Origin of the sequence: Streptomyces sp. NPDC090106 (assembly GCF_044747265.1) — a bacterium.
GTDB lineage: Bacteria > Actinomycetota > Actinomycetes > Streptomycetales > Streptomycetaceae > Streptomyces.
Window position 1 is genome coordinate 71,578 of sequence record NZ_JBIVDS010000001.1, and the last position, 26,693, is coordinate 98,270.

Annotated in this window: 21 protein-coding genes; 11 read left to right on the forward strand and 10 right to left on the reverse strand. The window is 72.6% G+C overall.

Annotated features, from left to right (window positions below; genetic code table 11):
• Nucleotides 1-51 precede the first annotated feature (51 nt).
• Nucleotides 52-510 carry an RrF2 family transcriptional regulator gene (locus ACIPSE_RS00345; RefSeq protein ID WP_401655743.1) on the reverse strand — a complete coding sequence of 153 codons (459 nt, stop codon included), beginning with the start codon at nucleotides 508-510 and terminating at the stop codon, nucleotides 52-54.
• A gap of 93 nt (nucleotides 511-603) precedes the next feature.
• Between ACIPSE_RS00345 and ACIPSE_RS00350 the strand changes: the two genes are divergently transcribed.
• The gene (locus tag ACIPSE_RS00350; RefSeq protein WP_401655745.1) at nucleotides 604-3,519 is read left to right on the forward strand and encodes a beta-galactosidase; all 2,916 of its coding nucleotides are present in this window, start codon (nucleotides 604-606) and stop codon (nucleotides 3,517-3,519) included.
• A gap of 26 nt (nucleotides 3,520-3,545) precedes the next feature.
• On the opposite strand, the gene ACIPSE_RS00355 is transcribed toward ACIPSE_RS00350, so the two are convergent.
• Genes ACIPSE_RS00355 through ACIPSE_RS00375 form a run of 5 tightly spaced genes read right to left on the reverse strand, consistent with a single transcriptional unit; the run spans nucleotide 3,546 to nucleotide 9,196 of the window.
• Complete coding sequence (locus tag ACIPSE_RS00355) at nucleotides 3,546-5,063, reverse strand: alpha-N-arabinofuranosidase (RefSeq protein ID WP_401655747.1); 1,518 nt, start codon at nucleotides 5,061-5,063, stop codon at nucleotides 3,546-3,548.
• Nucleotides 5,064-5,089: 26 nt separating this feature from the next.
• Entirely contained in the window at nucleotides 5,090-6,061 is a 972-nt protein-coding gene (locus ACIPSE_RS00360) for an arabinan endo-1,5-alpha-L-arabinosidase (RefSeq protein ID WP_401655749.1), read from the reverse strand.
• Nucleotides 6,058-6,915, reverse strand: a complete 858-nt coding sequence (locus ACIPSE_RS00365; protein WP_401655751.1) for a carbohydrate ABC transporter permease — start codon at nucleotides 6,913-6,915, stop codon at nucleotides 6,058-6,060. Before ACIPSE_RS00365 ends, ACIPSE_RS00360 begins: the two co-directional genes overlap by 4 nt.
• Nucleotides 6,912-7,850, reverse strand: coding sequence for a carbohydrate ABC transporter permease (locus ACIPSE_RS00370; protein WP_401655753.1), 939 nt, complete (start codon nucleotides 7,848-7,850; stop codon nucleotides 6,912-6,914). Before ACIPSE_RS00370 ends, ACIPSE_RS00365 begins: the two co-directional genes overlap by 4 nt.
• Nucleotides 7,847-9,196, reverse strand: coding sequence for an extracellular solute-binding protein (locus tag ACIPSE_RS00375; RefSeq protein ID WP_401655755.1), 1,350 nt, complete (start codon nucleotides 9,194-9,196; stop codon nucleotides 7,847-7,849). Before ACIPSE_RS00375 ends, ACIPSE_RS00370 begins: the two co-directional genes overlap by 4 nt.
• Nucleotides 9,197-9,472: 276 nt before the next feature.
• On the opposite strand from ACIPSE_RS00375, the gene ACIPSE_RS00380 reads away from it, so the two are divergent.
• The 3 genes from ACIPSE_RS00380 to ACIPSE_RS00390 are packed head-to-tail and all read left to right on the forward strand — an operon-like array spanning nucleotide 9,473 to nucleotide 12,694.
• The gene (locus ACIPSE_RS00380; protein WP_401655757.1) at nucleotides 9,473-10,069 is read left to right on the forward strand and encodes a toxin-antitoxin system, toxin component family protein; all 597 of its coding nucleotides are present in this window, start codon (nucleotides 9,473-9,475) and stop codon (nucleotides 10,067-10,069) included.
• Between the two features lie 35 nt (nucleotides 10,070-10,104).
• Complete coding sequence (locus ACIPSE_RS00385) at nucleotides 10,105-11,289, forward strand: MAB_1171c family putative transporter (protein ID WP_401657604.1); 1,185 nt, start codon at nucleotides 10,105-10,107, stop codon at nucleotides 11,287-11,289.
• A complete protein-coding gene (locus ACIPSE_RS00390; RefSeq protein WP_401655759.1) occupies nucleotides 11,282-12,694 on the forward strand; it encodes an FAD-dependent oxidoreductase in 1,413 nt (470 codons plus the stop codon). The genes ACIPSE_RS00385 and ACIPSE_RS00390 overlap by 8 nt, the downstream gene beginning before the upstream one ends.
• A 3-nt stretch (nucleotides 12,695-12,697) precedes the next feature.
• Here the strand turns inward: ACIPSE_RS00390 and ACIPSE_RS00395 are convergent, their stop codons facing one another.
• Both ACIPSE_RS00395 and ACIPSE_RS00400 read right to left on the reverse strand, forming a co-directional pair.
• Nucleotides 12,698-13,546 carry an SMP-30/gluconolactonase/LRE family protein gene (locus ACIPSE_RS00395; RefSeq protein WP_401655761.1) on the reverse strand — a complete coding sequence of 283 codons (849 nt, stop codon included), beginning with the start codon at nucleotides 13,544-13,546 and terminating at the stop codon, nucleotides 12,698-12,700.
• Complete coding sequence (locus tag ACIPSE_RS00400) at nucleotides 13,543-14,316, reverse strand: IclR family transcriptional regulator (RefSeq protein ID WP_401655763.1); 774 nt, start codon at nucleotides 14,314-14,316, stop codon at nucleotides 13,543-13,545. The genes ACIPSE_RS00395 and ACIPSE_RS00400 overlap by 4 nt, the downstream gene beginning before the upstream one ends.
• Before the next feature lie 158 nt (nucleotides 14,317-14,474).
• On the opposite strand from ACIPSE_RS00400, the gene ACIPSE_RS00405 reads away from it, so the two are divergent.
• A complete protein-coding gene (locus ACIPSE_RS00405) occupies nucleotides 14,475-15,728 on the forward strand; it encodes a TerD family protein (RefSeq protein ID WP_401655765.1) in 1,254 nt (417 codons plus the stop codon).
• 9 nt (nucleotides 15,729-15,737) lie between these two features.
• On the opposite strand, the gene ACIPSE_RS00410 is transcribed toward ACIPSE_RS00405, so the two are convergent.
• Nucleotides 15,738-16,976, reverse strand: a complete 1,239-nt coding sequence (locus ACIPSE_RS00410) for a helix-turn-helix domain-containing protein (protein ID WP_401655767.1) — start codon at nucleotides 16,974-16,976, stop codon at nucleotides 15,738-15,740.
• Between the two features lie 4 nt (nucleotides 16,977-16,980).
• Entirely contained in the window at nucleotides 16,981-17,133 is a 153-nt protein-coding gene (locus tag ACIPSE_RS00415) for a hypothetical protein (protein WP_401655769.1), read from the reverse strand.
• 174 nt (nucleotides 17,134-17,307) lie between these two features.
• On the opposite strand from ACIPSE_RS00415, the gene ACIPSE_RS00420 reads away from it, so the two are divergent.
• The 6 genes from ACIPSE_RS00420 to ACIPSE_RS00445 all read left to right on the forward strand — a co-directional run bounded on the left by ACIPSE_RS00420 (nucleotide 17,308) and on the right by ACIPSE_RS00445 (nucleotide 26,671).
• Nucleotides 17,308-18,285, forward strand: coding sequence for a DUF3068 domain-containing protein (locus ACIPSE_RS00420; RefSeq protein WP_401655771.1), 978 nt, complete (start codon nucleotides 17,308-17,310; stop codon nucleotides 18,283-18,285).
• Between the two features lie 198 nt (nucleotides 18,286-18,483).
• Complete coding sequence (locus ACIPSE_RS00425; RefSeq protein ID WP_401655773.1) at nucleotides 18,484-19,647, forward strand: glycosyltransferase family 4 protein; 1,164 nt, start codon at nucleotides 18,484-18,486, stop codon at nucleotides 19,645-19,647.
• The gene (locus ACIPSE_RS00430) at nucleotides 19,637-20,383 is read left to right on the forward strand and encodes a class I SAM-dependent methyltransferase (RefSeq protein WP_401655775.1); all 747 of its coding nucleotides are present in this window, start codon (nucleotides 19,637-19,639) and stop codon (nucleotides 20,381-20,383) included. Before ACIPSE_RS00425 ends, ACIPSE_RS00430 begins: the two co-directional genes overlap by 11 nt.
• A complete protein-coding gene (locus tag ACIPSE_RS00435) occupies nucleotides 20,380-24,567 on the forward strand; it encodes an alpha-(1->3)-arabinofuranosyltransferase family protein (protein ID WP_401655777.1) in 4,188 nt (1,395 codons plus the stop codon). Before ACIPSE_RS00430 ends, ACIPSE_RS00435 begins: the two co-directional genes overlap by 4 nt.
• Complete coding sequence (locus tag ACIPSE_RS00440; RefSeq protein ID WP_401655779.1) at nucleotides 24,564-25,946, forward strand: condensation protein; 1,383 nt, start codon at nucleotides 24,564-24,566, stop codon at nucleotides 25,944-25,946. The genes ACIPSE_RS00435 and ACIPSE_RS00440 overlap by 4 nt, the downstream gene beginning before the upstream one ends.
• Nucleotides 25,943-26,671: a methyltransferase domain-containing protein gene (locus ACIPSE_RS00445; RefSeq protein ID WP_401655781.1), complete on the forward strand. Its 729-nt coding sequence runs from the start codon at nucleotides 25,943-25,945 to the stop codon at nucleotides 26,669-26,671. Before ACIPSE_RS00440 ends, ACIPSE_RS00445 begins: the two co-directional genes overlap by 4 nt.
• Nucleotides 26,672-26,693 lie beyond the last annotated feature (22 nt).

Consider the following 26,693-nt stretch of genomic DNA (forward strand, 5'->3'; position numbering starts at 1 on the left):
CCCGAGCGGCACGGGCCGGGCCCCGCCCGTCCGCCGGACATGCACGGTTCGTCATGGGTTCTCCCAGGCGGCGGGCTCCGCGGCCAGCTCCCGCACGGGTTCCGGCAGCGCCCCGCCCGCGAGGTCGGCGACGGTGACGCCCTCCAGGATGCGGCGCACGTTGGCGCGCAGCGCGATCCACAGGGGCAGCAAGGGCTCCGCCGAGCCGGTGTAGGAGAGGCCGGTCGGGCGCTCTCCGCGGACCGAGACGATCGGGCCGTCGACCGCGCGGATGACGTCGGCGACCGTGATCTCCCCGGCCGGCCTCGCCAGCCGGTAGCCGCCGTTGCCGCCGCGCCGGCTGTCGACGACCCCGGCGCGCCTCAGGTCCCCGAGGATCCCCTCCAGAAACTTGTGCGGAATGTCCTGCGCGGCGGCGACGGACTCCGCCTTCACGGGCCCGTCGCCCTGTCGTACGGCGAGTTCCAGTACCGCCCGTACCGCGTAGTCCGCCCGTGCCGAGATCCTCATGGGGTCCATTGTGAAGTGTGCCCCGCGCGGCATGGAGAATGGTCCCTCACTCGCGTCCCGGCAAACGCAGGCACAACAGGAGGCGACGCCCGCGTGGATCTCAGCAGACGTACGTTCAGCGCACTGGCCGGTACGACGGCTCTCGGCCTGGCGCTGACCGGAAGCGCCGGCGTGCTCTCGGCCACGCCCCGCAGACCGCGCTACGCGCCCACGGGCCCCCCGCCGCCGACCCCGGCCGCCGACGGCTACGCCCACTCGATCGGGTACGACCGGTACTCGCTGCTCGTGGACAACCGGCGGCTCGTGGTGTGGTCGGGCGAGATGCACCCGTTCCGGCTGCCGAGCCCGTCGCTGTGGCGGGACGTCCTGCAGAAGATGCGGGCGCACGGCTACAACACGGTCAGCGCGCACGTGGCCTGGAACTTCCACTCCCCCGCCCCCGGCACGTACGACTTCACCGGCGTCCGGGACCTGGACCTGTTCCTGACCATGGCCGCCGAGACCGGTCTGTACGTGGTGCTGCGCCCCGGTCCGTACATCGGCGCCGATGTCGACGCGGGCGGTTTCCCCGGCTGGCTGACCGCCACCGAGGGCCGGGCCCGCACCGACGACCCGGTGTACCTCGGGCACGTCGACCAGTGGCTGACCGAGGTCGACGCGATCGTCGTCGGCCACCAGTACACCCAGGGCACCGGCACGGTCCTGCTGTACCAGATCGAGAACGAGTACGACGTCACCGACGCCACCGGCCGCGCCTACATGTCCCACCTGTACGAGAAGGTGCGGGCGGACGGGATCGACGTCCCCCTCTTCCACAACGACCGCGGCAGGAACGGCCACTGGGCGCCCGGCTCCTTCGACACCGGTGGCGAGAAGGGGAGTTGGCTGTACGGCTTCGACGCCTTCCCGGAGCCGGACACCACCCCGCCCGACTGGGGTGCCTTCGGTGCGACCCGGGCCGCCGCGAGCCCGAAGACCCCCGGTTTCCTGCCGGAGTTCGGCGGCGGCCGGTCCGACGGGTGGGGCGGCGCGGCGTCCGGCGGCAAGGGGTACGCGGAGTCCCGGCGGACCCGGGACGCGGCCTACGAGCGGCGCTTCCATCTGACCAGCCTCGCCAACGGGATCACCCTCCACAACGTCTACATGACGTTCGGCGGCACCTCCTGGGGCTGGCTGCCCGCGCCGCAGGTCTACACGTCGTACGACCACGGGGCGGCGATCGACGAGGGGCGGCGGCAGACCGGGAAGCTGGCGCCGATGCACCAGACCGGCCATCTGCTGCGCCAGGTACCGGACCTGGCGAAGCTGGACCGGGCGAAGGACATCACCTCCCCCGACCCCCGGCTGACGGTGTACCACCTGGCCAATCCCGACACCGACGCCCAGGTGTACGTGGTGCGCAACGACTCCGCCGAGGACGTCTCCACGCCGATCCCCGACGCCGGGATCGAGGTCCCGGTGACCGTCCCCGCGCGGGACGCCCGGCTGCTGACCGCGAATCTCCGGCTCGGCGGCCGGACGCTGCGGTACGCGACGGCGCAGCTCGCCATGTTCGTCTCCGCCGGACGGCAGGACATCGCCGTGTTCACCGGGCGGTACGGCGACATGGCGCAGGTCGTCCTCGAGTGCCCGGAGGAGCCGGAGGCGACCCGGCTGGACGCGGAACCGGCGTGGATCTTCGACCGGGGGCTGCTGCGCATCAACGCGCCGCTGGGCGTGGGGCTGCTGTCCCGGGTGATGGTCGAGAACGGCGGCTCGGACCGGCCGCTGCTGGTCCTGTTCGCCGACGACGCGACGGCCCTGCGGCTGTGGCCGTACGAGACGCCGTCGGGGACGGCGCTGGTGTACGGGCCCTCGCTGGTGCGGAGCGTGTCGGTCCAGGACTCGATCGTGCAGCTGACCGGGGACACGGCGGCGGCGACCGGCATGGAGGTGTGGGGGCCGCGCGGGATCGGGCACGTCACCTGGAACGGGCAGCCGGTGGCCACCCGGACCAGCGCGACCGGGAGCCTGCTGTCCCTGGGCCAGCTCCCGGGTCCGGCACCGGTGACCCTGCCCGTGCTGGACGGCTGGCGGCGGCGCGCCGAGAACCCTGAGTCCGCGCCGGACTTCGACGACTCGGCGTGGGCCGAGGCCGAGCCGGACGCACTGCCCGCGGACGGCCACGGCTTCCACTACGGCGACGTCTGGTACCGGGGACGTCTCACGGACGCCGCGGACGTCGAGTCGCTCTCCCTGGCCTACAGCACCGGCACCCAGGGCCTGTTGATGGCCTGGCTGGACGGGAAGCCGCTGGGCACGCACCGGATGCCGGTGCCGGACGAGCGGACGGCCCGGCAGGGCACGTGGACGGCGACGGCGTCCTTCAAGGTGCCGAAGAAACTGCGCGAGCGGGACACGCACGTGCTGTCGGCGCTGGTCCGGCGGATGCAGCACGACCTGGACGACACGTCCCAGGACACCCACAAGGCGGCCCGCGGGCTGACCTCCGTCACCTTCAAGGGCGGCTCGCCGAGGACGAGTTGGCGTCTGCAGGGCGAGGGGCCGGCCGACGCGCTGCGCGGTCCGCTGAACAACGGCGGGCTGTTCGGCGAGCGGGAGGGCTGGCATCTGCCGGAACTCGACGACAGCGGGTGGGAGGCGGTGAAGTCGCCGCGGGAGGACCGCCGTCAGGGCGTCACCTGGTACCGCACCTCGTTCCGGCTGTCGGTCGGCACGGACGTCGACGCCTCGGTGGCGCTCACCCTGGACGACGACCCGGAGCGCGCCTACCGGGTGCAGATCTTCCTCAACGGCTGGAACATGGGCCAGTACGTCAACGACGTGGGCCCTCAGCACGACTTCGTGCTGCCCAACGGCATCCTGCGCACCCGGGGCGTCAACTCCCTCGCGCTGGCGGTCCTTTCGGACGGCACGACGGACTCGGGGCCGAGGGACGTCCGGCTGAAGCTGCTGGGGACGACGGCGGGCGGGGTGGGCGTACAGCTCGTCGGCCCGACCCCGCCCTGACGTTCACCCGCGGTGCGTGCCCGGGCTCACGCGAGCCGGATCACGTTCCACGACAGCGGTTCGAGGACCGCTGTGAGGGTGCCGTCGGTGAGCGCGGTGCCCTCGGCCGGGTGCGGGGCGACCCGCTCGGGGTCGTCGAGGGTGTTGCGGGCGTCGGGGTCGGCGTCGGCGAGGACGCTGTGCTCGACGACGGACGACAGACCGAGGCCGCCGAGGGCGACTTCGAGGGGCAGCGCCTCGCTCCGGCCGCGGTTGACGGCGAAGACGGTGACCGTGCCGTCCTCGGCGCGCACGGCGGTGGCGTGCAGGAGGTCGGCCTCGCCGTACTTCTTCGTCTCGTAGGTCGGGGAGTCCACGCGGACGTCGAGGACCTCGCCGCGGCCGTACCGGGCGGCCTGGGCGAACGGGAAGAACGTGGTCTGGCGCCAGGCGGGACCGTCCGGCTCGGTCATGATCGGGGCGATCACGTTGACGAGCTGCGCGAGACAGGCCACGGTGACGCGGTCGGCGTGCCGGAGCAGGGCGATGAGCAGGGAGCCGAAGACGACGGCGTCGGTGACGCTGTAGTGGTCCTCCAGGAGCCGGGGGGCCTCGGCCCAGTCCCGGGTGCTGGAGTTCTCGATGGCGTGCCACTCGGAGATGTACCAGATGTTCCACTCGTCGAAGGAGAGGTTGATCTTCTTCTTCGACTTGAGGCGGGCGCCCACGTGGTCGGCGGTGGCGACCACGTTCTCGATGAAGGACTCCATGTCGACGGCGGAGGCGAGGAAGGAGTCGACGTCCCCGTCCTCGGGCTGGTAGTAGGCGTGCAGGGAGATGTGGTCGACGAGGTCGTAGGTCTCCTGGAGGACCGTCGCCTCCCATGCGGCGAAGGTCGGCATGGACTGGCCGGAGGAGCCGCAGGCGACGAGTTCGACGTCGGGGTCGATCTGGCGCATGGCGCGGGCCGTCTCGGCGGCGATCCGGCCGTACTCCTCGGCGGTCTTGTGGCCGGTCTGCCAGGGGCCGTCCATCTCGTTGCCGAGGCACCAGAGCCTGATGCCGAAGGGGTCCTTGTCGCCGTGGGCGGCGCGCAGGTCGGAGAGGGCGGTGCCGGAGGGGTGGTTGGCGTACTCCTGGAGTTCGACGGCCTCGGCGACGCCGCGGGTGCCGAGGTTGAGGGCCATCATGGGCTCGGCCTGGGGGCCGACCTTCTTCAGGAAGGCGATGAACTCGGAGAGGCCGAAGCGGTTGGTCTCCGTGGAGCGCCAGGCGAGGTCGAGGCGGCGGGGGCGCTCCTCGGCGGGGCCGACGGAGTCCTCCCACTTGTAGCCGGAGACGAAGTTGCCGCCCGGGTAGCGGATGGCGGTGACGCCGAGCTCGCGCACGAGGTCGAGGACGTCCTGGCGGATGCCGTCCTCGTCGGCGGTGGGGTGGGTCGGTTCGAAGATCCCGGTGTAGACGCAGCGGCCGAGGTGTTCCACGAAGGAGCCGAAGATACGGGGGTTGACTTCGCCGACCGTGAAGGCGGGGTCGAGCGTGAAGCGGGCGGTACGCGTGCTCATGGGATCCTTTCAAGCCGAGAAAGCGCTTACTGAAGACTAGGCCAGCCGTCTTCCGTCCAGTAGAGGGTGTTCAGCCCCAGTTTCGGCGTGCCGCCGTCGTCCCCGTCGTAGTAGTGGTACGCCAGCACGTCCCGGCCCTTGTCGCGGAACACCGACTCACCGCCCGGCCCGATGAACCTGCCGTGGCCGGCCAGCAGGAGGTCGCCGCCGCCGTCCAGCAGCGAGGTGCCCGTGCTGTCGGTGTAGGGGCCGGTGACCGCCGTCGACCTGCCGACTCTGATCCTGTACGTGGAGTTCACGCCGGCGCAGCACGCGTCGTAGGAGGCGAAGAGGTAGAAGTAGCGGCCGTGCCGGACGATGTACGGCCCTTCGACCGCGTAGGGGGCGTCCGGGCGGGTGGCCAGGTGGTGGACGGTGGCGCCGGTGCGGGCCTTTCCGGTGGCCGGGTCCAGCTCGACCATGCGGATGCCCGTCCAGTACGAGCCGAAGGACATCCACAGCCTGCCGCCGGCCTGGATCAGCGCCGGGTCGATGGCGTTCCAGGAGTCGGTGGTCTCCGAGGTGAAGACCTTGCCGTGGTCGGTCCAGGTGCCGGGCAGACCGCTCCTGGAGGTGGCGACGCCGATCGCGGAGTGGTTGGTGCCCCAGGAGGAGACGGCGTAGTAGAGCCAGTACCGGCCCGCCCGGTAGGAGATGTCCGGGGCCCAGGGGTCGCCGGTGGCGTTGTACTCGTACCACCAGGCGGGCGGCTCGGCGAAGGCGTTGCCGGAGTCGTCCCACCGCTTGCCGTCCTTCGACAGGCGGGCGCCGATGACGCCGCCGGTCGAGTAGGCGACGTAGCCGCCGGACCCGAGGTGGATGACGGTCGGGTCGTGGATGATCTGCTGGCCGGTGATCGGCCGGGGGTCGGGGTAGTCGGTGGCGGCCCGGGCGGTGTGGGGCAGCAGGGCGAGCAGGGCCGCCGCGGCCGTCGTGGTGAGCGTTCCGCGCAGGGTCATTGTCCCGCCAGTCCGGTGTGGGCGACGCCGGCCACGATCTGCCGCTGGAAGAAGACGAAGACGACGATCAGCGGCAGGCCCGCCATCAGACCGCCGGCCATGAGCTGGGCCCACTGGATGCCGTAGGAGTTCATGACGGTCGCGATGCCGTTCGGCATGGTCATCAGGTCGGGGTTGTTGGTGACCATGTACGGCCACAGGAAGTTGTTCCACGAGGCGATGAAGGTGAAGATGCCCACCGCCGCGAGGGACGGCCGCGCGAGCGGCACGACGATCGTGAAGAACACCCGCCAGCGGCCGGCGCCGTCGATGAACGCGGCCTCCTCCAGTTCGCGCGGCACGCCCTGGAAGAACTTGTAGAGGATGTAGACCATCGCGGCGGGCGCGCACTGCGGCAGGATCATGCCCCAGTAGGTGTCGACCATCCCCATCTGCTGGACGGTGGTGAACAGGGGCACGCCGAGGACGGCCGGGGAGATCATCAGGCCCGACATCACGATGCCCATGAGGACGCTCTTGCCACGGAACTCGGTGCGGGCGAAGCCGTATCCGGCGAGCGCGCTGACCACGAGGACGACGGTGGTGACGCAGACGGAGACGACGAGCGAGTTGACGAACCAGTTGTTGATGTTGCCGGTCTCCCACAGCGACTTCCACGCCTGGACCGTCCACACCTTCGGCAGCCAGTGCGGCGGGATCTCGGCCGCCTCCGCCTCGGACTTCAGGGAGGTGAACAGGGCCGCCGCGATCGGGGCCATGAAGACGGCGGAGACCAGAACGCCGACGACGGTGAGGACGATCTGGCTGGGTGTCCAGGGCCTGCGGGACCTGACCTGTATCCGGGCGGTGCTCATCGGGCGCCCTCCTCACGGTTGCGGAGCAGCCACATCCGCGCGAGGGCGACGACTGCGATGATCACGAAGAAGATGATGGACATCGCGGAGGCGTAGCCCACGCGGTAGCTGGTGAAGCCCTGTTCGAGGGTGTACTGGACGAAGGAGCGGGTGGAGAGCTCCGGTCCGGGGCCGAAGTCCATCATCACGACGGCCTGGTCGAAGAGTTGCAGCGAGGCGAGGATCTGGAGCGCGATCACCAGACCCGTGATGTGGCGCAGCATCGGCAGCGTGATGTGGACCATCCGGTGCCAGGCGTTGGCCCCGTCCAGCTTCGCGGCCTCGTAGAGGTGCTCCGGGATGCCCTGGAGGGCGGCGAGGTAGAGCAGGAAGGAGAATCCGACGGTCCACCACAGGGTGGTGATGACGATGGCGAGCATCGCGTACGACTTGTCGGTCAGCCAGGGGGTGTCGAGGCCGAACGTCTCGTTGAACAGGCCGATGCCCTGGGTGAACAGCCACTGCCACATGTTGGCGGCGACGGTCGACGGCAGCAGGAAGGGGGCGAAGAAGCACAGCCGCCACAGCCATTTGCCGCGTTCGATGTGGTGGGCGAGCATCGCGAGCCCGAACGCGAGGACCGTGATGCAGGGGACGACGAGCAGGGTGAACCAGGCGCTGTGGCCGAGCGCGTCCCACATGGCCTGGTCGCCGAAGGCCTCGCGGTAGTTGTCGAAGCCGATGAACCGGGCGCCCTCGCCGGAGATGTTGGCGTCGGTGAAGCTGAGGTAGACGCCGCGCAGCAGCGGCCACACCACGAAGAGGACGAAGAGCAGCAGGAACGGGGCGATGAACCAGCCGCCGTGCTGGAAGCCCTGCTTGCGGCGGACCGTCGCGGTGGCGGTGGCGGTCCTGGCACGGGCCGGTACGGCGACGGTCTGAGCGCTGGTCGTCATGCGACGGCACCTCCCTGCGCGGCGGTCCTGCCGTCCATGGGGTTCTTGCTGGCGAGAAGCTTCACGAGGTGGCTCTTCATGGTCCGGGCGACCGTGTCGGGCTTGGCCGAGCCCATCGTGGAGGAGACGACGACCGGGCCGAGGTCCTGGGCGAGGACGCCGGTGGAGCCGGCGAACCAGACCTTGGGTTCGGTGGCCTGGTGGTCCATGGCGCTCGCGTACTCGTTCTGCGGGGTGAGCTTCTGGTAGGCGGGCGTCGACAGGGTCGGCGTGTACGCGGGGATGTGGCCGCCGGCCGCCCACTGCTGGGCGTGCTGGACGACGTAGGCGGCGAGCTGGTGGGCGCCGTCGTCGGTGGCGCCGCCGCGGCCGGCCTGGTGGGGCAGGACGAAGGCGTGCGACTCGGCGTGGGTGGCCTGCTTGCCGAAGACGGGCGGCAGCGGGGTCGCCCCGTAGTCGAGCTTCGCGCCGGAGAAGACGGGCACCGACCAGTTGCCCTCCCAGGTGAAGGGGGCGCCGTTGATGAACTGTTCGCCGGTGGGAGCGCCGGGGATGACGTAGCCGTCGGTGACGTGCTGCCGGAAGAACTCCAGGACCTGGGTGGCCTTGTCGGTGTCGAAGAGGACCTCGGTGCGCTCGTCGTTGAACCACTCGCCGCCGAGCTGGGTGTAGAAGGCGACGAAGAACCACCACTGGAAGTTCTGGTCGTTGGTCCACAGCCCGATGGTCTGAAGGCCCTTCTTCTGGGCGGACTTGGCCTTCTTCAGGACGTCGAACCACTCGGTGGTGGAGCCGACGGGGATCATCCGGCCGTCGTCGCCGAGCAGGCCCGCCTTGCTCAAAACGTCCTTGCGGTAGAAGCAGAGCTGTACGTGGATGTCGAGGGGCAGCGCGTAGAGCTTGCCGTCGATGACTCCGCGGCTCCACAGCGCGGGGTTGAAGTCCTTTTCGTGGATGCCGTATTCGGCGAGGAGGTCCACGTCCCAGGGGTCCAGGAGGCGGCCCGGGGAGAATCCGGCGACGCGGCCCATGTGCATCACGCCGAGTTCGGGGGAACGGTTGCCCGCCGCGGCCATGGCGAGCTTGGTGTAGAAGGGGTTGCCCCACTGGAGGGTGGAGTCCTTCACGGCGATGTCGGGGTGCTCCGCGCGGAAGGAGTCCAGCATCGCGATCATGTTGGCGCCGTCGCCGCCGCTGAAGAGGTTCCAGTAGCGGACCCGGGTGTCGGCGCTGGAGGCGAGGGCGTCGGCCCCGGTGCCGAGCGCGGCGAATCCGAAGCTGCCCGCCACGGCCAGTCCGCCCGCGGCGGTGAGCAGTTGCCTGCGATTCAGGTCAGGTCGTCCCACTATGTGCCTGCCCTTACATGTCAGTGAGCGATCGATGCACTCTCAAGATCGGTTCGATATGTCGAAAGGCGCCCGTAACTTCGAACGGGACCGTAGATTCGAAGCGCTTCGACGTCAATGGGTGCGGCAGAAATTTCAGGACGGCCCGGGGGTTCTCAGATGTAGGGCACACCTGTTGGTTCTCGGTTGAACCAACCCCTGGCCGACCCGTGACGCGGGCCCAGGTCGCCGCGTACGCTCTGAGGGCTGCCGTGGGGGCGGTGAGGAGGGGGCGGGATGGACACCGCTGGCGCGCGCAAGAGGGCGGGGCGGATCGCCGGAGCGTTACGGCGTGCGCGGACCGGTTCCGCGATGCGCGACCTCGCGGGCGAGCTGGGTGCCGCCGTCCGGGCCAGACCCCGGCCTCCGTACGGAGTGCGCGCCGTGTGCCGGGCGCTGTGCGAGGAGATGACCGTCCACCGCGACGGACGCCCCGTCGAGCTGCGCTTCGAGCGGTTCCCCGACGAGATCGAGGTGACCGGACTCTGGGTCGAGCTGCCCGACTTCGACCTGATCATCGTCGAGGAGCGGGCCGAGGCCGTCCAGCAACTGGTCATCCTGGGCCATGAGCTGTGGCATCTGCACGCCGGTCACCGGCACGGCGGCGGCCCGGCCGCCGCGCGCGCCCTGACCGGCGCCCCGAACTGGCAGGACGCCCTGGCCGTCGCCGCCCGCAACGGCTCCCGGCAGCACGACGAGGCCGAGGCGGAGGCCTTCGGGCACCGGCTCGCGGCGGCGTTCCGCCCCTATCTCACCGGCCGCGGCGGACGGCTCGACCTCGACCCGCTGGAGCGGTCGATGGGCTACCGCGGCCCCCGGGGCACGGACCGGTGAACGACCTGCTCGCGGCGGGCAACCCGCTCAGCGGGATGTACGTCTCCTTCTGGCTGCCCACGGCCGTGCTGACCGCCGCCCTCGCGATCAAACTGCCCAGCATCCTCAAGCTGTGGCGGGACCCGCTGCTGCGGGCCGTCGGCGGACTGCTGCTGTTCGCCTGCGCGGTGTTCGTCTTCGCCGCGCCCAGCACGATCGCCTGGACCAACCGGGTCACCGGCGTCCCCAACATCGCCGCGCCCTGGGTGTACTCGCTGCTCACCGCGTTGTGCGCGTCCTGGCTGCTGCTCGTCGTGCACTGGCGCAACGGCCCCACCGACCGCCGGGAGCAGACCCGGCGGGCCACCCGCTGGGTGGTGTCCGTCTACGCGGGCGTGGTCATCGCGCTGTGGGTGCTGTTCGCCCTCGCCGACACCCCCGTGGAGCAGATCCGCGACCTGGACACCTACTACGCGAACACCCCGTTCATGCGGGAGCTGATCCTCCTCTACCTGACCGCGCACACCGTGGCCTGCTCGACGACGGCGTGGCTGGTGTGGAACTGGATCCGCACCGAAGGACTGGACGCCTGGCTGCGCTGGGGCCTGCGGTTCCTCGGCGTCGGCTACGCCACCAACCTCGTGTTCAGCGGCGCCAAGTTCACCGCCATCGTGGCCCGCTGGAGCGGACACGACCTGGACTGGCTGAACACCAACGTGGCCCCGTCGGCGGCCTGTGTCGCCGCCACCCTGGTCGCGGTCGGCTTCATCGTGCCGCACGCGGGACAGTATCTGCGCGAACGCTGGCTGGTCCGCCGCCGCCACCGCGCGCTGCGACCGCTGGCCCGGCTGATGCGGACCGTGTCCGGTGAACGCGAACCGTTCTCCCTGCACGCGCCGCCCGAGATCCGGCTGATCCGCCGCGAGACGTTCATCCGCGACGCGCTGCTGACCCTCGCCCGCCACCTCGACGAGGAGCTGCGCCGCCGCGCCCACGCCGCCGCGCTCGCCCTCGGCTCCGGCCCCGACCGGGCCCGGGCGCTGGCCGCGGCCGTCGCGATCCAGGACGCCGTGCGGACCCGGCGGCGCGCCCCGGACGGCGAGGAGTCGGCCGCGCCCGACACCACCTATCTGCTGCAGGAGATCCAGGCCGTGTCCGAGGCCCTGCACAGCACCGAGGAGATCAAGGCGGTGCGCGCCCGCGCGGCCGTCCCGGCAGAGAGCATGTCCCTCCATGACTGAACGCCCCTCCCCCGCCAGAGTCGCCGTGGTTCTCGGGGGGTCCCACACCGGCATGCTCGCGGCCCGGGCCCTGACCGGCCTCGCCGACCGGGTCGTGGTCGTGGAACGCGACGAGCTGCCCGGCGGACCCGCGCCCCGCAAGGGCCTGCCCCAGGCCCGGCACGCCCACATGCTGTGGTCGGGCGGGGTGCACGCGATGGAGGAGCTGCTGCCGGGCGTCACCGGGGAGCTGCGTGCGGCGGGCGCGCGGCGGGCGCCGGTCACCACCGACATGGTCGCGCTGTCGGCGCGCGGCTGGTTCCGCCGCTGGCCGGAGTCCCACCATGTGATCCTCGCGGGCCGCGACCTGCTCGACGCGACGGTCCGCGCGCAGGTCCTCGCCGACGAGCGCGTCGAACTCCTCGACGGCACCGAGGTGCTGGGGCTGGACGGCGGCCCGGCGGCGATCACCGGCGTCCGGGTGCGCGAGCGCGACGGCGGGGAGCGGACGCTGGCCGCCGGGATGGTCGTCGACGCCACCGGACGCGGTTCGCGCACCGCGCACTGGCTGGCCGGACTCGGCCTGCCCGCACCGGAGGTCCGCGAGGTCGACTCCGGTCTCGTCTACGCCAGCCGCCTCTACCTCGCCCCCGAGCAGGCCCGCGACGGCTTCCCCGTCGTCAACGTCCAGACCGAGCCCCGGGCCCAGGGCCCCGGCCGGGCGGGTTTCCTGCTGCCCGTCGAGGACGGCCGCTGGATCGTCACCCTGAGCGGCACCCGGGGCGGCGAACCGACCCCGGAGAACGCCTCCGGCGACGCGTTCGCCCGCTTCGCCCGGGAGGAGCTGCGCCACCCGCTGATCGGCCGGCTCCTGGAGCGCGCCGAGCCCCTGTCGGAGGTGTCGTTCACACGGACGACGGTCAACCGCCGCCACTCCTACGAGCGGATGCCGGCCTGGCCGGAGAACCTCGTCGTCCTCGGTGACGCGCTGGCCGCCTACAACCCGGTGTACGGGCACGGGCTGGCCGTCGGCGCGCAGAGCGCCCTGCTGCTGCGGGACCTGACGCGGCGGCACGGCTGGGGCGCGCCCGGTCTGGCGCGGCGGGTGCAGCGGGCGGTGGCCCGGCCGGTCGGCGCGGCCTGGGACCTGGCGATCGGGCAGGACGTGTTCTACCCGGGGGCCACCGGGAGCGGCCCCACGGCACGGGACCGGCTCGTGGCCGCGTACGTGGACCGGCTGATGTACACGGCCACCGGCAACGGGCGGATCGCCCGCCGCGTCACCGACGTGACGTCGCTCCAGCGGCGGGCGGAGGTGCTGCTGAGCCCGTCCGTGCTGCTGGCCGCGGTGCGCGGCCCGCTCAAGCCAGCCCTGGACGAACCGCCTTTGTCCGTGGACGAGTTGAAGCGGGCCGGCTTGCAGTGACGGCTATCCGGCGAACGCCGGCTGGGCCAGTCCCTTGCCCGCGCCGGGCACCACGAGGAGCGAACCGGCCACCGGGTGCGGGGAGTCGAGGCCGACGCGCGCGGTGGTGATGTACAGGTCGGTGAGGTCGGCGCCGCCGAACGCGCAGGCGGTGACGCGCGGGGTGGGCAGGGCGATCGTCCGGTCCAGCACCCCGTCGGGGGTGTAGCGGCGCACCGCCGCCCCGTCCCACAGGGCCACCCACACACAGCCGTCGGCGTCGACGGTGAGGCCGTCGGGGAAGCCCGCGCCGTCCTCGATCTCCACCAGTTGGCGGCGGCCGGTGACCCGGCCGTCGGCGTGGTCGAACACGTCGACGCGGCGGGTCGGGGAGTCGATGTAGTACATGAGGCGGCCGTCGGGGCTCCAGCCCGTGCCGTTGCTGACGGTCACGTCGTCCAGGACCGTCGCCGCGGTGCCGTCGGCGGTGATCCTGCTCAGGGTGCCGCCGCCCGGTGCCTCGTCGTAGCGCATGGTCCCGGCCCACAGGGAGCCGTCGGGGGCGACGGCCGCGTCGTTGGCGCGGCGGCCGGGGACGGGTTCGTGGCGCAGCCAGCGGCGGGAGCCGTCCGGGTCCAGCAGGGCGACGCCGTCGCGCAGGTTGAGGACGAGACCGCCGCCCGCGCGCGGCTTGGCGGCGCCCACGTGCTGGTCGGTGACCCGGACGGTGCGCCGGCCGGTCGCGGGGTCGTAGGTGTGGATCCGGCCGCCGAGGATGTCCAGCCACAGGAGGCGGGCCTCGGCCGCGTCCCAGGTCGGCCCCTCGCCGAGGGTGGCCTCGGCGCGGACGGCGACGTCGTAGGAGAGGTTCATCCCACGCTCCGGTGGCCGAGCCGCTCGGAGAGTTCGACGGCGCCCTTCGCGGCGAGCTGTTCCAGTTCCTCGCGGCGCTCGTCGCTCCAGCGGATCATCGGCACCGAGATGGACAGCGCGGCGACGACCCGGCCGGTGCGGTCGCGGACCGGGGCGGCCACGCAGGAGACGTCCGGGTTGGACTCCCGGCTCTCCACCGCGACGCCGCGCTCACGGATCTCGTCGAGGGCCTCGCGCAGCGCGTTGGGGTCGGTGATGCTGTTGGGCGTCATCCGGACGAGGTCGGCGTCGTCCGGGATGCGCGAGGTCAGCTCCGGCGCGGGCAGCGAGGCCAGCAGCATCTTGCCGACGGAGGTGCAGTGGGCGGGCAGCCGGCGTCCCGCCGCGGACACCATGCGCACCGCGTGCGTGGAGTCGACCTTGGCGATGTAGATGACGTCCGTACCCTCCAGGATGGCCACGTGTACCGTCTCGTCACAGGTCTCGGCGACCGAGCGCGCGACCTGCTGGCCCTCGGCGGCGAGGTCGAGCTGCTCGGCGTACCGGCTGCCGAGCTGGTACGGCCGCACCCCCAGCCGGTACCGTCCCGGTTGGCCCGGTACCGGGACGATGTACGAGCGGGCGGCGAGCGTGGTCACCAGCTCGTGCACGGTGGTGCGAGGCAGCTGGAGCTTGCGCACGATGTCGGGGGCGGAGAGCGTGCCGTCCCCGTCGAGGAAGAGCTCCAGGATGTCGAGAGCCCGGGTCACGGCAGGTACGAGACGTCCCACGTGCGGCCCCCTCCCTTGTAGGTGTCTGTGAGGCTGCGTTCGAGATTTCAACAGCCGATCGGAATGACGAACACAGGCTACTCAACCTGGGTTTGTCCGGGCAATGGTCCTGCGCGCACGCCTTGTGACAAGGTGACCTCAACGGGTTGGGGGACGGCATGGGAGAACTCTCCAAGGGCGGCAACACCCCGGTGGGAGCGGATCTCCTCACCGTCGAGCTGCACACCTCCGGCGACGGGGTCGATCTGAGCGCGCTGCTGGTCGGGGCGGGCGGCAAGGTCCGCTCGGACGCCGACCTCGTCTTCTACAACCAGCCCACCGCCGAGTCCGGCGCGCTGCGGCACCTCGCCGGCACCCCGGAGCGGATCGCGGTGGACCCCGGCTCGCTGCCCGCCGACGTGGACCGGGTGGTCCTGGTCGCCAGCTCCGACCCGGACGACGTCACACGTACGTTCCGCGAGGTGGGGGACGTGACGGTGCGGGCGTCCCAGCCGGGCACGGACGCCGTCGTCTTCCGCCAGCCGCCGCTGGACGGCGGTGAACGCGCGGTGCTGCTGATGGAGCTGTACCGGCGCGGTGACGGCTGGAAGCTGCGGGCGATCGGACAGGGGTACGCGGCGGGCCTCGCGGGTCTGGCGACGGACTTCGGGATCGACGTGTCGGAGCCGGAACCGGAACCGGAGGCCGAGCGGACGCCCGAGCCCGCGCCGCCCTGGGCGTCCGCTCCCCCGAGCCTGGTCAAGCCGCCGCTCGGCAAGGTCAGCCTCGACAAGGGCGGCCAGGTCTCGATCAGCCTCGACAAGCAGGACCGTGAACTCGTCGTCACCGTCGCCCTGGAGTGGGACGGCGGCAGCGACTCGCGCCGCCGCCAGGGCGCCGACCTCGATCTGTACGCCCTGTTCGTGCCCGCCGGCAAGGCCCTGCGGGACGGGGCGCAGCCGCCCGGCACGATCGTGAGGACCGCACGCGCGGCGAAGAAGGGCGAGACCCCGGACGTCGTCTACTACAAGAACCTGGGCTCGCTGACGCAGGCGCCGTACATCCGGCTCGACGGCGACTCCAAGGTGCCCGGCCGGGAGACGGTCCGTGTCGTGCGGCCCGACGAGCAGGGCTATGTCCTGCTGTGCGCCTACTCCGCCGTCAGCAACGGCTTCGGCTCCTTCAAGAGCTTCGGCGCCCGGGTCGTGATCGACGACGGGCGCGGCTCCACGGTCACCGTCCCGCTCTTCGAGAACACCAAGACCCGCTACTGGGTGGCGATCGCGCTGGTCGACTTCACCGGGCCCGACGGCGCCGCGATCCACCACGTCGAGGCGTACAGCGGCCGGATGAACGAACGCCGCCCGGTGCTGCACACGGACGGCACGATCGAGATGAACGCGGGCCCGGTGGAGTTCAAGCGCCGGTCCTGAGGCATCGGCTCATCCTCTCGTCTCGCCGAGCGCTCCTCTCAACCGCTGGGCGCGCAGCACCAGTTCGAGTTCGAAGCGGCGGTCGGGGTCGTCGATGCCCTCGCCCCACAGTTCGCGGATCTGGCGCAGCCGGTAGCGGACGGTCTGGGGGTGGACGCCGAGGCGGGTGGCGACCTCGGGGGCGCCGCCCCGGGTCTCCAGCCAGGCCAGCAGCGTCTCGGCGAGGCGCCGGCCGTGGGTGGGACCGCAGTCGGCGAGGGGGGCCAGGCAGCGCACGGCGAGGTCGTCGATCAGCTCCTCGGGCTGCAACAGCACCAGGGCCTCGGTGTGTTCGGTGCAGTACAGCACCTCCCCGGCCGGGAGCAGCCGGCGTTCCATCAGGCGCACCGCCGCCTCCGCCCAGCGCAGCGACTTGGCGGCGTCGGCGAGCGGCACGGGCGGGCCGATCGCGCCGGCCCAGCCGCCGAGCGCGCGGTGCAGGAGTTCGGGGCGGCCCGCGCAGTCGGGTTCGGGGACGACCATGCGGGGCTGCTCGTACTCCATGTCGAGCAGGACGCTCTGCCCCACGGCCGGGGCCATCGCCTCGCGGGCCGGGCGCAGGAGCACACCGACGGCGACCTTCTCGGGCAGCGGCCAGCCGACCCGGGCGGCGCGTTCGCCGAGCAGGTCGCCGGGGTCGGCACCGCGCTGACGCTCCGTCAGCAGCAGTTCCATCAGGCCGCGCTGGAGGCGCAGCCGTTCGCCGGCCTGGCGGGCGGCGGCCTCGGCGTAGCCGCGCACGGACTGGTCGACCAGGCCGTCGAGGTACTCGTAGCCCGCGTCGACGAGTTCGTACATCGCCGGGGGCGGGATCTCCACGCGCTGGCCGATCTCGGCGAAGCGGCGCCAGGCCAGCCGTACGCCCATGCGGTAGATCGCCTGGAGGGAGTCCAGGCTCCGGCCGCCCAGGCCCTCGCCGCGGCCGAACTCCTGGAAGACGCCGGGTGGGACGCGGGGGCGGCCCTCGGCGGTCTCCAGGTGCTGGACGAAGACCTCGATGGCGCGGCGGATGCCGACCAGGGCCATGGGTTCGCCCGACTCGTCGAGGACCAGGGGCAGATGGGGGTGCTCGCGGCGGATCTCGCGCAGGATCTCCTCGGCGAGGCCGGGCGCCTCGGCCATGGCGATCGCCGCGAACCGGCGCACCTGGACGCGCGGCACGTCGTGCCAGGCCGAACGCGCGGGCACCGTCGCCGGGCGGGCCGTCACGGGGTCAACCCCCCTGCCCCGCCTGCTCGTACGTGATCAACGGCGTGTTGGGCTGCTCGGGCGTCGCGTCGAGCACGGCGACGATTCCGAGGGCGGCGCCCACGGCGAGCGCGGCGGCCACCGCGACGGTCAGTGCGGCGGCGAGCAGTCTGGACATCGCAGGGTCAGCCTTTCCATGGCTCCGTACCGGCGGTCGTCCCCACCCCGGCGTCCCACCCTGCCTGTCGCGCCCAGTGTCAGCAAGACATTGACACCGCGTCAAGACCCGCCTACGGTTCCCGGCCCATAGAGCGGCCCGAACTCCGTCCTCAGACGCCCCTGGAGTGCCCGGATGCGCCGTACAGCCTCTCCTTTTTCCTTGATTCTTCTGGGACTCGGCACGTTCCTGCTGGTCCTGGCGCCGCTGCTGGCGTGGTACGTGACCCCGCGGGCCGCCGTGAACCCGATCGACATCGACCAGACCGCCGTCTACAAGGGCACGGGCAGAGTGTTCGACGTCGAGCAGGTCAGGACGGTGGACGACCGGACGATCACCGTCACCCAGCGGGTGCGCGGGAACGTCGAGGACAGCGAGCGCAGCGGGGACGCCGTGTGGGACGTCACGACGACGGTCGACACGGACGACACGCTGCCGGCCGCCGATCCGCACGACGCGCTGGACTTCACCCCGCACCGCTGGGTGATGGACCGCAGGACGACCGAGCCGGTGCACTGCTGCGGCGAGACCCCGTACATCGAGGGCGAGGCCTATCTGAAGTTCCCCTTCGACGTGCAAAAACGCGACTACCAGTGGTGGGACAACACCCTCGGCAACACGGTGGTGCTGCACTACCGGGGTAGCAAGAAGGTTCAGGGGTACACGGGTTACCGGTTCACCGGAACCGTCGCCCCGACGCGGGTCGGCACCCGCCAGGTGCCGGGCAGTCTCGTCGGGCAGGACGACAGCCCGCAGGTGCTGGCCGAGGAGTGGTACTCCAACCACGGCTTCGAGCTGGTCGTCGACCAGCGCACCGGCCGGGTGGTGTACGCGCGGACCGGCCCCCGGCGCACCCTGCGGGCGCCGGGTGCGACGAAGGACGCGGTGGTGCTGCTGGACAGCGAGCGGATCGCGTTCACGACCGCGACGCAGAAGGACGCCGTGGAGAAGGCGAGGGCGGACAGCGGACAGCTGAAGGCGATCGGTGTGACCGTGCCGGTGGGCGCCGCCGTGGCCGGGTTCGTCCTGATGGTGGCCGGTTCCGTTTTGGTGGTACGCGGGAGGCGGCATCCCCGTTCGTCCGATTCGCCCGGCCCTTCTCTCACGATGTGATGTGACGTCAGTTCTCATAAGGCCGGAAATTGTCACGCCGGTGAGTAGCCAGGGCGAACGGGGCGGCGAAAACTGTCCACCCCCACCTCCGCACAGCCCGCCCACAACCCGCTCGTAAGAAGCCCTCGATTCCCCCACAGGAACGCAGAACCACGCACCGCTCTGAAGTTCCGCACCCTGAGACGAGTTGGAGCGCACATGCCCCAGCACGTGCCACCGCTGCTGCACACCGCCCCCTCCTGGACGGTGCCGCAGCACCCCTCGGCGCATCCCCCACCTCCGCGCCGAATCGTTTTCCTCGCCCATCGGGACCTCGGCAACCAGGCCGCCGGGGGCTCCGAGCTCCTCGTGGACCGGCTCGCCGACGGCCTGACCCGCCTCGGCCACCAGGTCACCCTCCTGTGCGGCGGTCCCGCGTCGTACCGCGACTACCGGGTGGTCTCCGCCGGGGGCGAGTTCGGCCACTATCTGCGCGCCCGCTCCGCCTTCTCCCGCCAGGTCGGCGACTGCGACCTGCTGGTCGAGGTGTGCAACGGGATGCCGTACTTCGCGCCCCTCTGGCACCGCGGTCCCACGCTGTGCCTGGTCAACCACGTCCACACCGATCTGTGGCAGATGCGGTTCGGCGGGCCGCTGACCCCGGCCGCGCGCCTGGGCCGAAGACTCGAGCACTGGGCCCTGACCGGGGCGCAGCGCCGCAACCTGCTGGTGGCCGTCTCCCCCTCGACCGCCCACGCGCTGCACGGCATCGGCGTCGAACGGGACCGCATCCGTGTCGTCCACAACGGCGTCGAGGAGCCCGGACCACGCGCCGACCGCTCCCCCGACCCGCTGTTCGTGGCCGTGGGCCGGCTCGTCGAGTACAAGCGGATCGATCTGCTGCTGCGGTTGTGGGAGCGGGTGCGTCCCGTCACCGGCGGGCGGCTGGTCATCGTCGGGGACGGCCCGGAGCGCGAGCGGCTCCAGCACCTCGCGGGCCCCGGAGTCGAGTTCACCGGGCATGTCCCGGAGGCGGAGAAGCACCGGCTGCTCTGCGAGGCATGGCTGCTGCTGCATCCGTCCGCCGTCGAGGGGTGGGGGCTGGTCGTGACCGAGGCCGCCGCCCGCCGGACACCGACGATCGCCTTCGACGTACCGGGGCTCCGGGACTCCGTCGTGGACGGGGAGACCGGGGTGCTGGCCCGCGGGGAGTCCTCGTTCGCGGCGGCCTGGTGCGCGCTGGCCCTGTCCGCGCACCGGCGGGAGCTGATGGGCAAGGCCGCGCGGGAGGCGGCGGCGGGGTACCGCTGGGAGCGGACCGTCAGACAGTTCCGGGCGGTGGCCGCCGAGGCGGTGAGGGGGGAATCCGCCCATGCGCCGTAGGGACCCGGGGTACCGGGATCCGTCGCTCCGGCGGTCCGTCGCCCTCTTCCGGGCCTTCCTGCGCGAGCAGGACGACCCGCAGGCCTGCTACTCGCTGCTCGCCCGTGACTCCGTCGACCAGGTCGAGGCGTACGACGGGCCCGTCACCGGGCGGGTCGTCGTCGATGTCGGCGGCGGCAGCGGGTGCTTCACCGAGGAGTTCCGGCGGCGCGGCGCCCACGCCTACCTGTTCGAGCCCGACGCGGGCGAGCTGGGGGAGAGACCGCCCGACGGGGCGGTGATCGCGGACGGCTACCTGCTCCCGCTGTACGACGGGGCCGCCGACGTCACCTTCTCCTCCAACGTCCTCGAGCACGTGGCCGATCCGCAGACCTTCGTCAGCGAACTGGTGCGGGTGACACGGCCCGGCGGGCTGATCTACCTGTCGTTCACCAACTGGCTGTCCCCGTGGGGCGGTCACGAGTGGGCGCCCTGGCACTACCTGGGCGCGGAGCGGGCGCGGACCCGCTACCGGCGCCGTACCGGCAGGGCCGCCAAGCACACCCTCGGCGAGAACCTGTTCGCCGTGCACATCGGCCCCACCCTGCGGCAGGTGCGCGCACGCGACGACGTACGGATCGTCTCGGCGCGCTCCCGCTACTGGCCGTTCCTCGCCGAGACCGTCGTGAAGGCGCCGGGGATACGCGAGGTGGCCACCTGGAACCTCCTTCTCATCCTCCGGCGGTGTCCACCATGACGACGTCCACGGTCCAGACCCCTCCTCCGGCCGCCGTACCCTCCACCGCGCGCATGTCGGGCCCGCCGGAGGGACCGCGGTCACGGCGGTGGCTGCTGGGGTTCTGGGCCGTGGTGTTCGTCCTGCTCCTCGCGGTGCACCCGGGGCGGCAGACCTTCGACACCAAGCTGGGCGTCACCGTCGACCCCGCCCGGTTCCTGGGCGACCTGGGCCAGCTCTGGCAGGACCAGGGCGGCTTCGGCGGGATCTCCGACCAGTACTCGGGCTATCTGTGGCCGATGCTGCCGTACTACTGGCTCGCCGACGTGGCGCACGTGCCGGTGTGGCTGGCGGAGCGGCTGTGGCTGTCGCTGATCGTGTCGGTCGCGTTCTGGGGCGCGCTCAGGCTGGCGGAGCGGCTGCGCGTGGGAAGCGGGGCGTCGCGGCTGCTCGCGTCGCTCGCGTACGCGCTGTGGCCGGTGTTCACGGTGGTCGTCGGCTCGACCTCGGCCGCCGCGCTGCCCGGCGCGTTCCTGCCCTGGGTGCTGCTGCCGCTGGCCGACGAGCGGTACACGGCACGGGTCGCCGCGGTGCGCTCGGCGCTGGTCGTCCCGTTCATGGGCGGCGTCAACGCGTCCTCGACGCTGGCGTCGCTGCTCCCGGCGGGCCTGTATCTGCTGTCCCGGCCGCCCGGACCCCGGCAGCGCAGGCTGCTCGCCTGGTGGATCCCGGGCGTGGTCCTCGCGACGGCCTGGTGGTGGATCCCGCTGCTGCTGCTCGGCGTGTACGGCGAGAACTTCCTGCCGTACGTGGAGAGCGCGCAGACCACCACCGACCCGATGTCGGCCGTCGAGGCGCTGCGCGGCGCCGGGAACTGGGTCGCCTACCTGCACTTCGGCGAGGCCTGGCTGCCCGCCGGGTGGACGGTCGCCGCGTCGGTCGTCGTGATCGTCTGCTCGGCGCTCGCGGCGGGCCTCGGTCTCGCGGGGCTCGCCCGGCGGGACATGCCGGAGCGGCGCTGGCTGGTGCTGACGGTGCTCGTCGCGGTGCTGGTGCTGCTCGCCGGGTACGGCGGCGCGTTCGGGGCGCCCTTCCACGGGATCGTGCAGGACTGGCTGGACGGCGGGCTCGCGCCCTTCCGGAACATCTACAAGTTCCAGACCGGCCTCGCCCTCGCGCTGGTCCTGGGGATCGCCCATCTCGTCGGGGTCGCCGCCGAGTCGCGCGGCGCCCGTCCGGTACGGGGGCGGCGGCTGGCCCCGCTGGTCGCGGCCGTGCTGATCCTGCCGGGGCTGCTGTGGCCGTACCTCAACGGGTCGATCCTCAGCCCGGGTTCCTTCCAGGAGATCCCCAAGTACTGGACGGCGACGGCCTCCTGGCTCAAGGAGTACTCCCCCGACTCCCGCGCCCTGGTCGTGCCCGCGACCGCGCACGGCATCCACACCTGGGGCTCCACCATCGACCAGCCGCTCGACGTGACCGCCGAGTCCCGCTGGGCGCAGCGCGACTACGTCCCCTTCGGCACCCCCGGCAACCGGCGGGCGATGGACGCGGTGGAGCAGGCGCTGGCCGGCGGCGTGGCGGTGCCGGGGCTGGCCGACTACCTGGCCCGCTCGGGCATCTTCTTCGTCGTCGTCCGCAACGACCTGGACCCGGACCAGCTGGGGTACGTCTCCACCACCGTGGTGAAGCGGACCCTGGAGCAGTCCGGGTACACCCGGATGATCGGGTACGGCCCGGTGATGACCGGCGGCCGGATCGTGCACGACGCGCCGCTCGCCGTGGAGGGCCTGTACCCGAGGCAGCGGGCCGTGGAGATCTACCAGCCCCCCGAGGGCACCCCGCGTCCGGGGCAGGCCGCGCTGACGCAGGTCTCCGACACCGCCGTGGTCTCCGGCGGCCCCGAGTCGCTGCTGCCCCTCGCCTCCGGACTGCGGGGCCGGGCGAGCGTGCTGAGCGGGGACAACCATCCCGGGCTCGGGACGCCCCCGCTGCGGATCACCGGGGACGGGCTGCGTCGCGCGGACACCCGGTTCGGGCTGGTGAACCACAACACCTCGTACACGTACACCAGCGGCGAGCGCAACGCGTCCGGGGCCTCCCAGGACGCCGGTGACGCACCGCACCAGATCCTCCCCACGACCGGCCAGGACCGTCAGACGGTCGCCCAACTGCGCGGCGCCGCCTCGGTGACGGCGTCCTCGTACGGCAACTGGCTCTTCCATCTCCCGCAGTTCGACCCGGTGAACGCCTTCGACGGCGACCCGGACACCGCGTGGGTGGAGGGTTCGCTCGGCTCGGCGGACGGCCAGTGGCTGCGCATCGCGTTCTCGGACGGCGCCTACGACATGCCGTCCTCCTTCAAGGTGGCCCCGCTGCCGCAGGAGAGCGTGCGGGCCGCGCCGACCAAGGTGCGGGTGGAGACGGAGAAGGGTGCGCGGACGAGCTTCCTGCGCGCCGACGGCTCCGCGCAGAGCGTCAAGGCGCCGCCGGGCGAGACGGACTGGATGCGGCTGACGATCGTCGGCTCCGTGGAGCGCCGGGCCAACCTGCTGGGCGCGGGCTTCTCCGAGATCACCCTGCCGGACGTCCAGGTGACCCGGCTGCTGCGGCTGCCGACCGACGCCGACGGCAGCGGCGCCGCCGACGCCGATCTGATCTCCCTGCACCGCGCGGCCGACGGCACCGAGGCGGGCCTGCACCGCCGCTTCACGACGGCGACGGCGGGCACGTACGAGGTGCGGGCGAGCGCGGCGACCGTGCCGGGCGAGGCCCTGGACCGGATGCTGTACGAGGTGGCGCCCGAGGACCCGGAGCAGACGAACCGGGTCGTCGCCACCGCCGACTCCACCTCCACCCTCGGCACGGGCCTGTCGGCGCGCAACCTCACCGACGGCGACCTGACGACGGCGTGGATCGCGGGCGACCGGCCCACCCTCCATCTCAGCTGGAACGGGAAGCAACCGGTCGGCGAGCTGGTGCTGGCCCCGGCGGGCGGTCTGTCCACCCGGCCGACGGAGGTCGACATCAGCTCCCCGGACGGCTCCACGGTCGCCGCGGTCGACGAGAACGGTTGGGTCCGCTTCCCCGCCATCACCACGGACCGCCTCGACATCACCGTCACGCGGACCGCCCCGGTCACCCTCTACAACCCGATGGTCGACGAGAACCTGCGCCTGCCGGTCGGTCTCACCGAGGCCTATCTGCCGTCGCTGGAGACCCTCACGTCGTCGGCCCGCACCCCCCAGCCCGACAGCGACCGGGAGTTCACCCTGCCCTGCGGCAAGGGCCCGGACCTCGCGGTCGACGGCGAGCTGTACCAGACCGGTGTCAAGGGCACCGTCGGTGATCTGCGCGAGCGGCGCGGGGTGTCCCTGACGCTGTGCCAGGAAGGGCGCTCCGCACCGGAGGTGCAGCTGGGCGAGGGCGAGCACAGCGTCGAGGCCGGTGACGCCGGGGCGCTCACGCCGACCGATGTCACCCTCACCCGGGGCACGGTCGCCGAACCCGCCGCCGCCCGCTCCCTGGAGATCCGGGACTGGCTCGGCGACCGCCGCACGGTGACCGTCGGCTCGGGCGCCGCCGCCTATCTGACGACGTACGAGAACGTCAACGACGGCTGGCGGGCCACCCTCGACGGCAAGGAACTCTCCCCGGTCCGCCTCGACGGCTGGCAGCAGGGCTGGCGCGTGCCCACGGGCGCGGGCGGCACCGTGGAACTGTCCTACGAGCCCGCCAAGACCTACGACGGTGCGCTGATCGGCGCCGGTGCGGCGCTGCTGGTGCTCGTGGCCCTGGGGCTGTGGCGGCGGCGCTCGCCCAGCCAGGACGGGCCGCGGCCGGTGCCCGCGGCGCCGGGGCCGTGGCTCGGCGCGGTCGCCCTGACGGCGGTGGCCGTCGTGATCGCCGGCTGGTTCGCGCTGCTCGTGCCGGCGCTCGCGCTGCTGGCGCACCGGCGGCACCAGTGGCTCGTGCCGATCGCCCTCGTGGGCCTCGCGGGCGCGGGGATCGCGGCGGCGGCCGGGGCGGGCGAGCCGGTCTCCGCGGGCGAGGGCGCCTTCGGGCACGTCGCTCAACTGCTGGCGCTGATCGGCCTGTTCGCCGGGCTGGTGAGCGTACGGGAACCGGAACCGGAGCCGGGGCGGGAGCCGGACGACCCACCGACCCGGGAACTGCCCCGGGTGCGAGGGGGCGGGACGGCATGAGGACCATCCCGTTCCCCGTCGTGGACGAGGTCGCCCGGCACTGCCTCCAGGAGGAGGAACCGGAGACCGTCCACATCGAGGTGCATCTGCCGGGACGGCTCGACCCCTCGCATCTGCGCAAGGCCTTCCACGAGGCGCTCGCCCGCCACCCCCGCGCCCTCATGCGCGAGGCCCGGGGCCGCTGGTACCGCCGCCGCTACACCTGGGAGCTCACCGACCGCCCCGACGTCGAGGTCGTCACCTTCCCCGCCCCGGGCCGCGACGCCCTGCGGGACGCCCGCACCCGCGCCCTGACCACGGCCCCGCCCCTGACGGACTCGCCACCGGTGCGGCTGGAGGTGGTGGAGGTGGCGAACGACCTCACCGGCCCCACCGGCTCCACCGGCGAAGCCGCGGGCAGCCGTGCCGCCGGGGCGGCACCGGTGGGCGCGGCGGCACCCGCCCCGCGGCGGCAGGCGCCCCCGTCCGCCGGCCGGCACCCGGGCACGGTCCTCCTCCTCACCATCAACCACACCGCCCTGGACGGCCCCGCCTGCCTCCGTGTCCTCGCGACCGCCGCCGAGATCTACGGCGGCAGGGACAACTCCCCCGCCGCGCCGCCCGTCCGCACCGCGCCCCGCCCCCACGAACCCGCCACCAGGATGCCGTCCAACTGGTCACGCCCCGCACGGGTCGCCCCCGGCACCCCCGAACCCTCCCCCGGCAACGGCATGCTCCTCACCGACCTGCCCCTCCCCCACCGCCCCAGGGGCGCCCCGTACACGGTGAACGACCAGCTCATGGTGGCGACCGCCCTGACCCTGGCCCACTGGAACCGCGAACACGGCGACCGGCCCCGCCCCCTGCGCATCACGATGCCCGTCGACGACCGCCCCCGCGACATGACCATGCCGATGGGCAACGGCACCCGCCTGGTCGAAGTCCCCTTCGCACCGGCGGAGTTGACGACGAGGGACCTGCCCGCCCTGCTGACCCGCACGGCGGCCCGCACCCGCGCCCTGAAGTCCCGGCCCCGCCCCCAACTCGGCCATGGAGCGACCCTGTTGACCGCACCGGTGACACCGGTCGCCTGGCGGGCCGCCCTCACCAGGGGGCTGCGCCGCGCCGCCGCGCCCTGGACGTCCACGACCCTGCTCAGCAACATCGGCCGCGTCCCCTACCCGCTGGACTTCGGCGAGGAGGCGGGCCGCGCCCACGCGGTGTGGTTCTCGGCGCCGGCCCGGATGCCCCGCGGTCTGACCGTCACGACGGCCTCCACCGCGGGCCGGCTGCACCTCGCCCTGCGCTGGTCGCGCACGCTGCTGAGCCACGGCGACGGAGCGCATCTGCGGGACCTGTTCGAGCACCATCTGCACACCACGGACGGGGGCCCGCGATGACGGCCACCACATCGCACCCTCCCGGCCTGCGGGACTTCTACGAGAACCCGGCGGTCCCGGTGGCGTCGGGCCCGTCCCGCAGCCTGCGCCAGGCCCGCATGCTGGCCGCCGCCCTCGGCACGGGCCGGCCGCGGACGGTGCTCGACATCGGCTGCGGCGACGGCACGGCCGCCGCCCTCGCCGCCCCCCTCCTGCCCGGGCACCGGCTCGTCGGCGTCGACTGGTCCCAGGACGCGCTGCGCCGCGCCCGCACCCGGCTGCCGTACGCGGTGCGCGGTGAACTCGGCGACAGCGGGCTGCCGTTCGGCACGGAGTCGGTGGACGCGGTGCTGTTCAGCGAGGTGATCGAGCATCTGGTCGACCCGGACGCGGCGCTGGAGGAGATCCGGCGGGTGCTGCGCCCCGGAGGCCATCTGCTGCTGTCCACCCCGAACCTGGCGGCCTGGTACAACCGCGCCCTGCTGCTGGCGGGAGTCCAGCCGGTGTTCTCCGAGGTGAGTCTGCGGGCGATCCACGGGCGTCCCGGGCGCGAGGTCGTCGGGCATCTGCGGCTGTGCACGGCCCGCGCGCTGCGGGAGCTGGTCACCGCGTCCGGCTTCGCCGTCGTCGGGCTCCAGGGGGCGCCCTTCCACGGGGTGCCGCGTCCGCTCCGGCCGCTGGACCGGCTGGTGTGCCGCAGACCGTCGCTCGCCTCGATCCTGCTGTTGCACGCGCGGAAGACGTAGAGGGGCGTGGACCATGTGGTGG